At 69.3% G+C, this 7,562-nt stretch carries 8 protein-coding genes and 1 pseudogene; 5 read left to right on the top strand and 4 right to left on the bottom strand.

The genetic code is table 11. The features are described 5' to 3' along the window. Positions 1 to 1,080 precede the first annotated feature (1,080 nt). The gene (locus ABTZ58_RS39560) at positions 1,081 to 1,371 is read left to right on the top strand and encodes a hypothetical protein (protein ID WP_351368212.1); all 291 of its coding nucleotides are present in this window, start codon (positions 1,081 to 1,083) and stop codon (positions 1,369 to 1,371) included. A 7-nt stretch (positions 1,372 to 1,378) separates the two neighbouring features. Here ABTZ58_RS39560 and trxB read toward each other — a convergent pair whose 3' ends face one another. Genes trxB through ABTZ58_RS39545 form a run of 3 tightly spaced genes read right to left on the bottom strand, consistent with a single transcriptional unit; the run spans position 1,379 to position 3,368 of the window. Beyond that, on the bottom strand, positions 1,379 to 2,371 hold the full coding sequence (gene trxB / locus ABTZ58_RS39555; protein ID WP_351368209.1) for a thioredoxin-disulfide reductase: 993 nt from the start codon (positions 2,369 to 2,371) through the stop codon (positions 1,379 to 1,381). Then, a complete protein-coding gene (locus ABTZ58_RS39550; protein ID WP_351368206.1) occupies positions 2,368 to 2,787 on the bottom strand; it encodes an arsenate reductase ArsC in 420 nt (139 codons plus the stop codon). Before ABTZ58_RS39550 ends, trxB begins: the two co-directional genes overlap by 4 nt. A gap of 44 nt (positions 2,788 to 2,831) precedes the next feature. Continuing rightward, complete coding sequence (locus ABTZ58_RS39545; protein WP_351368203.1) at positions 2,832 to 3,368, bottom strand: arsenate-mycothiol transferase ArsC; 537 nt, start codon at positions 3,366 to 3,368, stop codon at positions 2,832 to 2,834. A 172-nt stretch (positions 3,369 to 3,540) separates the two neighbouring features. Here ABTZ58_RS39545 and ABTZ58_RS39540 point away from each other — a divergent pair, with 172 nt between their 5' ends. From ABTZ58_RS39540 to ABTZ58_RS39525, 4 genes and pseudogenes are all read left to right on the top strand, one after another. Continuing rightward, the gene (locus ABTZ58_RS39540) at positions 3,541 to 3,849 is read left to right on the top strand and encodes an ArsR/SmtB family transcription factor (RefSeq protein ID WP_351368200.1); all 309 of its coding nucleotides are present in this window, start codon (positions 3,541 to 3,543) and stop codon (positions 3,847 to 3,849) included. Further along, positions 3,846 to 4,958, top strand: coding sequence for an ACR3 family arsenite efflux transporter (gene arsB / locus ABTZ58_RS39535; protein WP_351368198.1), 1,113 nt, complete (start codon positions 3,846 to 3,848; stop codon positions 4,956 to 4,958). The genes ABTZ58_RS39540 and arsB overlap by 4 nt, the downstream gene beginning before the upstream one ends. Further along, positions 4,955 to 6,014 (top strand): annotated as a pseudogene (locus tag ABTZ58_RS39530) (ArsO family NAD(P)H-dependent flavin-containing monooxygenase). Before arsB ends, ABTZ58_RS39530 begins: the two are co-directional and overlap by 4 nt. Before the next feature lie 249 nt (positions 6,015 to 6,263). Then, complete coding sequence (locus ABTZ58_RS39525; protein WP_351368195.1) at positions 6,264 to 7,403, top strand: hypothetical protein; 1,140 nt, start codon at positions 6,264 to 6,266, stop codon at positions 7,401 to 7,403. A gap of 12 nt (positions 7,404 to 7,415) precedes the next feature. On the opposite strand, the gene ABTZ58_RS39520 is transcribed toward ABTZ58_RS39525, so the two are convergent. Continuing rightward, a partial coding sequence (locus ABTZ58_RS39520; protein ID WP_351368215.1) for an ArsR/SmtB family transcription factor occupies positions 7,416 to 7,562 on the bottom strand: 147 nt, incomplete at its 5' end.

The following is a 7,562-nucleotide window of genomic DNA, read 5'->3' as shown; positions in this document are numbered from 1 at the left end:
ACCGGCGCCGTGCCTGTTCTGCTTCCCGGGGAACATCCCTGCCCAGGCCGGCACATGACGTCACGTCATGCACGAGACCGGCGAACCGGACCGATCCCGAACATGCAATGACCCTGGCCGCTGCACGAACAGCGCGGCTCAGCGTCACTCGACGGCTGGCAGGCCGCCTGGCAGACGGCGATGGCGGCGGAATGATTGTGGCAGGCGGCAAGGCCGTAGACGTTCCCTCCTACTCTCCGCTCTACGCCAAAGTCGAGGAGATGGCTCAGCAACTTCAGGACACCGGGGTCACCGCAGGCGCCAAGGACCAGGCCTCGCTCTCCTCAAACGGTTACGGCGATCTGGCCTCCTTGGCCGCCTCCCTCGCGGACCAGCTCTCGCAGATGGAGACGCCACGTGAGCCACAGGATGGGGTACCGGTCGCAGACATTCCAGCATCCCCGTCTGATGGCGTGACTGAGCCATCGGCGAAGGAAGGGCCGCATGCTTCCCAGAATGGAACACGATCCGCAAGCGTCCCTGCATCAGTACTGGGAGGTACGGACACGGGCCGCGATTAAGACAATCTAGCCCGACAGGGCACGCAGGGAAACGATCATGACGGGTTCGGGCAAGAGGCAGACCCGCCGATGACGTAACAGCGCGGTCCTGGGCAAGTTCGCGGCGCCAGGGCGGACCTCGGCGGGAAAGTGGCTGCTGTCCCACCACGTGCTGGTACCGCGGGCACCTTCCGCCTGACGCGGCCCCGCTGTGTCCAGCTTCCCGCTCTCGCCAGGTCGTCGCCGACGCGGGCGGCGGCCGCGTCCCATCGGACCCGGACTCCTGGGCTGTAGTGGCCCGCATCGTCATGGCTTGGACCGCAGAAGGTCTCGCACCGCAGCGTCGCGTGAGCGGGCGCGGGCGGGCCGAGGAGGCCGGCGGCCTTCCGGCAGCAGCTGCGAGTACAAGGAACTCATGTCGGGGTGATCACCCCCGGGCGGTGGGACGGTGGTGGAGGTGTTCGAGGGCTCCTCGTGCGTGGTGGTCGAGGGTGTGGAGGTGGGCCGGGGACCGGCAGGTTCGGGCGGCAGGTGGCAGATCGTGTCGAAGAAGTCGGCGACTTCGCTGATCTCGACGAACCGGGCCACCGGGTCCTCCATCCGGCTCTGTGCGACGGTCATGAACGCGGCCGGGCGTAGGTCGGGTCGGCCGCCGGGGTGCCGTCTGACGCGCAGCATCACCCGGGAGCGCAGCAGCCGCCATGCGCACGGGGGACGTTGGGGCCGGCCGCAGCCCCTCGGTGATCTTTTCGGCATCACGGAGAGGACCGCCATGCAGTACGTCGGCGTGGTCCATCCGGAGAAGATCCCCAGCTTCCCCGGTGACGGCTGAGCAACGCTCAGGCCGGGACGGCAGCAGTCACTGGCTCGGTCTCTGACGCGCCGCGGGCGGCGAGGTAGCGCTCGGCGTCCAGGGCTGCGGCCGCGCCGGTGCCGGCGGCTGTGATGGCCTGGCGGTAGGTGTGGTCGACGACGTCTCCGGCGGCGAACACCCCGGGCAGGCTGGTACGCGTCGACGGGGAAGCGACGGTGATGTACCCCTCGGGGTCCAGGTCGAGCTGGCCCTTGAAGAGTTCGGTGCGTGGGTCGTGGCCGATGGCGATGAACAGCCCCGTCACGTCCAGGTCGCGGGTGGCGCCGGTGAAGACGTCGCGCAGGACGACGCCGCCCAGCATGCCGTTCGTCTCCTTGATCTCGGCGATCTCGCTGTCGAAGGCGAAGGAGATCTTGTCGTCGGAGAACGCCCGGTCCTGCATAACCTTCGAGGCGCGCAGGGTGGAGCGGCGGTGGACAACGGTGACCGACTTGGCGAAGCGGGTGAGGAAGGTGGCTTCCTCCATGGCGGTGTCGCCGCCGCCGACCACGACGATGTCGCGGTCACGGAAGAAGAACCCGTCGCAGGTCGCGCACCAGGACACGCCCCGGCCGGACAGCTCCTCCTCGCCTTGGAGGCCGAGCTTGCGGTAGCCGGAGCCGGTCGCGATGATCACCGACCTGGCGCGGTGCACAGTGCCCGCGGAGTCGGTCAGCTCCTTGATGTCGCCGGTGAGGTCGACGGCCACGATGTCGTCGTCGATCATCTCGGCGCCGAACTTCTCGGCTTGGGCCCGCATGTTCTCCATCAGCACGGGACCGTCGATGCCCTCGGGGAAACCGGGGAAGTTCTCCACCTCGGTCGTCGTGGTCAGCGAGCCGCCGACGAAGATCGAACTGCCGAACAGCAGGGGCCGCAGCTGGGCGCGGGCGGTGTAGAGGGCGGCGGTGTATCCGGCGGGGCCGGAGCCGATGATGATGACCTCGCGCACCTGGTCGGGCTGCGTCACGGGGCTCATGCCTCCTGCCCTGCGTCGATCTCGGCGATGAGGGCCTCGATGCGGGTCTTGATCTCGTCGCGGATCGGGCGGACGGCTTCGACTCCCTTGCCGGCCGGGTCTTCCAGGGCCCAGTCGAGGTACGTCTTGCCGGGGAAGATCGGGCAGGCGTCGCCGCAGCCCATGGTGATGACGTAGTCGGATGCCTGGACGGCCTCGGTGGTGAGGCTCTTCGGCTGGGCGGCGGAGATGTCGATGCCGACCTCGGCCATCGCCTCGACGGCTGCGGGGTTCACCTGGTCTCCGGGAATGGAGCCAGCGGAGCGGACCTCGATGCGGTCGCCCGCGAGGTGGTTGAGGAAGCCGGCGGCCATCTGCGAGCGGCCGGCGTTGTGGACGCAGACGAACAGCACGGAGGCGAGCGGAGCGGAGGACATGCGTTCTTCCTTCACAAGGTGAGTGGCAGGTAGTGCGAGGGGTTTCACGTGCTCGGCAGGCTGGCGAGCAGGTCGGTGATGCGGTTGTCGATGTCGTCACGGATGGCGCGGATGACTGCGATCGGGGCGCCGTCGGGGTCGGGCACGGGCCAGTCCAGGTAGCGGCGGCCGGGCATTACGGGGCAGATGTCGCCGCAGCCCATGGTGATGACGATGTCCGCGGCCCTCACGACCTCGTCGGTCAGTGGCTTGGGGAACGTGTCGGCCGCATCGGCGCCGGCTTCGGCGAGGACCTGAGTGATGTGCGGTTCGATGCCGGGCCCGGGGTGGGTGCCTGCGGAGGAGACGGTGACCCGGCCGGCCGCCCGGTGCTGAAGGAGGGCGGCGGCGAGCTGGGAGCGGCCGGCGTTGTGGCTGCACACGAACAGCACCCGCACCAGCCCTGAGCCTGGCGCGCCCTGGACGTGGGCGAGGGCGTCGAGGCGTTCGGCGGTGAACCGCTCGGCCAGCACCACCAGGTGCGTGCTCACGGAGGCGGACTCGGCCAGGCGCCGGTAGGAGTCGGTGAGCAGGCCCTGCACGGTTTCGGCCGAGAAGTGGTCGGCGTGCCGGGTGGCGAGGCGCGGCGCCGGCGGCCAGGCGCTCGTCGGGCGGGGCAGGGGTGGGAGCGGTGGGCATGGGAAGACCCCTTCGACGGGCCTACGGGTCAGCCCCGGCTGGTATCAGCGCCGGGTGATGTGACAGTATCAGCCCATGATGACGTCAGTCGACACTGACCTGATCCGGGTGCTGGCCGACCCGCTCAGGCTCCAGATCGTGACCCTGCTCGCCCGCGAGACGCTGTGCACCACCCACCTGGTGGAGGAGACCGGCGCCAAGCAGACCAACCTCTCCAACCACCTGAGAGTGCTGCGCGAGGCCGGGGTCGTCGAGACCGAGCCATGCGGACGCTTCACCTACTACAAGCTCCGCCCGGACGTCATCGCCTCGCTCGCCGGGCAGTTCGCCGACCTGGCCGTGTTCGCCCGTACCGCCGCCGACAACAAGAGGGCCTGCCCGTGACCTCCACCGAGCCCACCACCGCCCCCGCTCCGGCCGGCGGTGGAAACGACTCGATCGTCAAGAAGCTCTCCACCCTCGACCGCTACCTCGCGGTGTGGATCCTGCTGGCCATGGCCGTCGGCCTCGGGCTGGGCCGGGTGATCCCCGGTCTGAACGACGCGCTGGCGAAGGTGGAGGTCGGCGGGATCTCTCTGCCGATCGCGCTGGGCTTGCTGGTGATGATGTATCCGGTCCTGGCCAAGGTCCGCTACGACAAGCTGGATGCCGTCACCGGCGACCGCAAGCTGATGATCTCCTCCCTGGTCATCAACTGGGTCCTCGGGCCCGCAGTCATGTTCGCGCTCGCCTGGATTTTCCTGCCGGACCTGCCCGAATACCGCACCGGCTTGATCATCGTCGGCCTGGCCCGCTGCATCGCCATGGTCATCATCTGGAACGACCTCGCCTGCGGCGACCGCGAGGCCGCCGCCGTCCTGGTCGCCCTGAACTCGGTGTTCCAGGTCCTGGCGTTCGGTCTGCTCGGCTGGTTCTACCTCGACCTGCTGCCCGGCTGGCTGGGCCTCGGTGACGGCGAGCACCTGGACATCTCCATGTGGGAGATCGCGGCGAACGTGGTCATCTTCCTCGGCGTCCCGCTGCTGGCCGGCTTCCTGACCCGCCGCATCGGTGAGAAGAAGATGGGCCGTGAGAGCTACGAGCAGCGCTTCCTGCCGAAGATCGGCCCCTGGGCGCTGTACGGGCTGCTGTTCACGATCGTCATCCTGTTCGCCCTGCAGGGCAAGACCATCACCTCGCAGCCGCTTGACGTCGCCCGGATCGCGCTGCCGCTGCTGGTGTACTTCGCGGTGATGTTCTTCGGCACTTTCCTGCTCGGCAAGGGCCTGGGCCTGGCCTACGACCGCACCGCGACGCTGGCGTTCACGGCGGCGGGCAACAACTTCGAGCTGGCCATCGCGGTCGCCATCGCGACCTTCGGCGTCACCTCCGGCCAGGCGCTGTCCGGTGTTGTCGGCCCGCTCATCGAAGTCCCAGTGCTGATCGGCTTGGTCTACGTCGCGCTCGTTTGGCGCGGGAAGTTCGCTGCCGGCGCGGTGACGACGGCCCCGTGACGCAGCAGACGGATGTGGTGGTGGTCGGCGGCGGCCAGGCAGGGCTCGCCGCCGGCTACCACCTGCGCCGTCGCGGCCTCGACTCCGTGATCGTGGACGCCGATGCGGCGCCGGGCGGGTCCTGGCAGCACCTGTGGGACGCGCTGCATTTGTTCTCCCCGGCTGCCTACTCGTCGCTTCCCGGGCGGCTCATGCCCGCCCAGGCAGGCGAGACCTACCCGGGCGCTGCGCATGTGGTCGACTACCTCACCGACTACGAAAAGCGCTACGACCTGGCCGTCCAGCACGGCACCCGCGTGCAGGCCGTGCACCGCGACGGCGAGAGGCTCCTCATCGAAGCGGACACGGGTACTTGGCGGGCCCGGGCGGTCATCAGCGCGGCGGGCACCTGGTCGCGGCCCTTCGTCCCCGCCGTCCCCGGCCGCGGCCTCTTCGCCGGGCGGCAGCTGCACACGGTGAACTACCGCGCGCCGGCCGACTTCACCGGGTAGCGCGTCATTGTGGTCGGCGGCGGGAACTCCGTTGCCCAGATCGCCGCCGACCTCGCCCTGGACGGCCGCGTCGAGGTGACATGGGCGACCCAGCGCCCGCCACGCTTTTCCCCGACGACATCGACGGCCGTGCCTTGTTCGATGTGGCCACCGCCCGCCGCCGCGCCCTGGACGCCGGTCGCAGCGACATCGGCGGGGTCGCTTCGCTCGGCGACATCGTCGCCGTACCCCCGGTCCGTGCCGTCCGCGACGCCGGACGTCTTTCTGCACAGCAGATGTTCACCGGCCTCACCGCCACCGGCGTGCGGTGGCCGGACGGAACCCGGGAAGCGGTCGACGCGGTGATCTGGTGCACCGGTTTAGGCCAGCCCTGGCCCACCTCGCTCCGCTCGGGCTGCGTAGTCGGCGCGGCCACATCGCCACCGACGGCACCCAGGCCATTGGCGAGCCGCGGCTGCACCTGCTCGGCTACGGCGACTGGACCGGACCGGCCTCTGCCACCCTCATCGGCGTCGGCCGCACGGCGCGCGACGCCTCCCAGGAGATCCGTGACCTCCTGCGCTGAATAACCGAAGAGCGAAAACCTGGCGCGATGAGGGCTGGTCGGCACGTCTAATGAGCCTGTGACTGAAAAGCCTTCATCCGCCCGTGGCGTTTCGTTGAAGACGACGACCCCTACGGCCTCACGCTCGTCGTCGACACGCCTCAGGGAACCCATCTGCGTCGTATCCCGCCCGCCCTGCCCCTTCCGGCTCACGTCGATCATGGAACCGGCGCGGAGGAGGCAGTCCACAAGGCCGCAGCCACCTGGGGCATGCCCGACTTCGTCTTCCAGCAGGCAGCTCACGCGGCCAAGGGCTCGGGCCGGCGGGAGCTGGGCGACCGGCTGCTCCTCGCTGGCGGCCGCGGCGCGGTCGTGCAGGTCAAGGCCCGCACCATCAAACCCAAGCCGGATGATCAGGAAGCGGGCTGGATACAGAAGGTGGCGGCCAAGGCGATGAGCCAGGCCAAAGGGACCGTCCGTCAGCTGCGTATGGTGCCCGCCGACATGGTCAACGGCCGCGGCCGGATACTGAGCGTCGACGGCAACACCTACGAGTGGATCGCGGTGTTCCTGCTGGACCACCCGCGAGTCCCGGAGAACACCGTAGTCACCTGGCACCCGGTCGGCATGCCCGCCATCGCGCTGACCCGCCGCGACTGGGACTTCCTCTTCGACCAGCTGCGCTCCACCACCGCCGTGCTCGACTACCTCTTCCGCGCCGCCGCCGAACCCGCAATACCGCTCGGCGAAGAACCGGTGCGGTACTACGAGTTCGCCGCCGCAGACGCCGCCGAACCGCCAGCCGACATCAACACCGAGCTGGTGGGGCCGGGCGGCACGCTGTTCTCCACGCCTCAGCTGCCACAAGCCCCAGCCGGTACCGACGGCACCAACGCCCACCTCATGATCCGCATCATGCTGGAGGACACAGCCCTCAGCACGCCCAGCGAGACACTGACCGAAGGCAACCGCTTCACGGTCCTCTCCGACCTCGACCGGCTGCCTGTATCAGCCCGCGCAGAGTGGGGCCGCCTGCTGCTGGACATCCTGCGCGACGTGCCGCAGGTACCGGACGAGCACTGCAAGTGGCGCTTTCGGCGCATGCTCGACGAAGACGGCACCCGCCAGCTCATCGTGGGCGCTGCCACTCGCTTCGACCCCGTCATCCAGGCCAGCTTCTCGGCCTACGTACAGCTGCGGCACCACGAGGTGACCTCGCGGACCGGCCGAACGGAAGACTCCTCCACCCTGGGCGTGCTGCTGACCCCGCGCCGCGACGGGAAGCGCCCGTGGGACACCAGCACGGTGCGAGTCCACGGCGACCTCGCCTTGTCCGAGGAAGAACTGCAGGTCTACAGCAAGGGATGGAACCGGGCCTTCCAAGAGGGCACTGTCAGCGCGGCCGACTGAGCACCGGCCGCATCAGGCAGCGGCCGGCAGGGCCAGCAGCTTGCCCATCGCCGCCAGCACGGACGGCTCGACCCGGTAGTACACCCAGGTGCCGCGCCGCTCGGAGGTCAGCAGTCCGGCCTCCTTGAGCTTCTTCAGGTGGTGGGAGACGGTCGGCTG

This window comes from Streptomyces sp. NPDC094143, assembly GCF_040303825.1.
Taxonomy (GTDB): domain Bacteria; phylum Actinomycetota; class Actinomycetes; order Streptomycetales; family Streptomycetaceae; genus Streptomyces.
Note: the sequence above shows the minus strand (reverse complement) of the source record. Positions and strands in the feature narration are given on the sequence as shown.